Annotated in this window: 1 protein-coding gene; it reads right to left on the bottom strand. The window is 70.6% G+C overall.

What is annotated here, in order from left to right; translation table 11 throughout:
- Positions 1-36: 36 nt before the first annotated feature.
- Positions 37-1,113 carry an FAD:protein FMN transferase gene (locus KTN05_RS17595; protein WP_217330662.1) on the bottom strand — a complete coding sequence of 359 codons (1,077 nt, stop codon included), beginning with the start codon at positions 1,111-1,113 and terminating at the stop codon, positions 37-39.
- Between the last annotated feature and the right edge of the window lie 86 nt (positions 1,114-1,199).

The following is a 1,199-nucleotide window of genomic DNA, read 5'->3' as shown; positions in this document are numbered from 1 at the left end:
CTAACGGTTTGTGATGTTGCATGGCTTGTTTCCTGTTTATGAACCGGCGCTTGCCGGTGCTTGGATGATTGAAGAATAGGGTGTCCGCGGATGCCGGGGAATTGGCGAACCCGGCAAGGTTGACTTGCACCGATGCACAGGGACGCGGGGCTCGTCCGCCCTGACCGGCGCGCCGAACAGGTGCCCTGTCGCCAGCGACCGGATGCCCTCCGCCTCACGCAGGAGGAACACCGCATCGAGGCCGAGGCGGCAGGCCAATGCGGCGCCCTCCACCTCGCCCAGCACCATCAGGGCGCTCGCCCAGGCGTCGGCCGCGGCACAAGTTCGTGCGACGACGGTGACGGAGGCGGGCGGGTCGAGCAAAGGTGCGCCGCGACGCGGGTCCATCGTATGCGACAGATATCCGCCCCCCGCGCGGATCCGGTGCCGGTAATCGCCCGAGGTCGCCACCGCCGCATCCTGCAGCGCCAGCAGCGAATGCGTCGCGCGGCGGTGCGGATCGGGCGTTTCGACGGCCACGGCCCACGCCTGCCCGTCCGGCCGCGAGCCAAAAGCGCGCATCTCGCCGTCGATGCCGACCAAGGCCGAGTCGATGCGGGCGCCGCGCAGGTTCTCGGCGAGCCGGTCCACGCCGTAGCCTTTGGCGATGCCGTTCAGATCGAGCGTCGCCGGCGCGGCTTTCCGTGCGCGGCAGGCGGCGGCATCGAGTTCCAGCAACTCGTGCGCGGGGCGGCGGGGAACGGAAAGCGTCTGCCGGATGCGGTCCGCGTCGGCGGGTGCCGGGCCGAAACCCCAAGCCCCCACCGCGTCGCCCATGCCGATGTCGAAGGCCCCGCCCGAGGCGCGTCCGACCTGCAGTCCCAAGCGCAGCACGGCCATGAGATGCGCGGGCACGGGCACCCACTCGCCTACCGGTGCCGCGTTCAAGCGCATCAGGTCGCTGTCGGGCCGCCAGGTGGACATCTGCGCGTCCACCTCGTCCACCGCCGCCTGCAGCGCGTGCTGCACGGGGGCCGGGTCCATGCCACCCGCGAAGAACACGGCCGACCAGCGGGTGCCCATCGTGGGGCCGTTCAGCGCATGGCGCGTCAGGTCAGTAGATGTCTTCGACATAGCGCCCCTCGGCTTTCAGCAGCGCGGGCGTCAGCCCCGCAGGAAGGAGGATATCGGCCAGCGCAGCGCTGACGCCCGCGGCCATT

The sequence above is a fragment of the Paracoccus sp. Z118 genome (assembly GCF_019061185.1).
Classification (GTDB): Bacteria; Pseudomonadota; Alphaproteobacteria; order Rhodobacterales; family Rhodobacteraceae; genus Paracoccus.
Note: the sequence above shows the minus strand (reverse complement) of the source record. Positions and strands in the feature narration are given on the sequence as shown.

Excerpts from the sequence above, each read along its gene's own strand:
- KTN05_RS17595 (WP_217330662.1), bottom strand. The coding sequence starts at position 1,113 with ATGTCGAAGACATCTACTGACCTGACGCGCCATGCGCTGAACGGCCCC.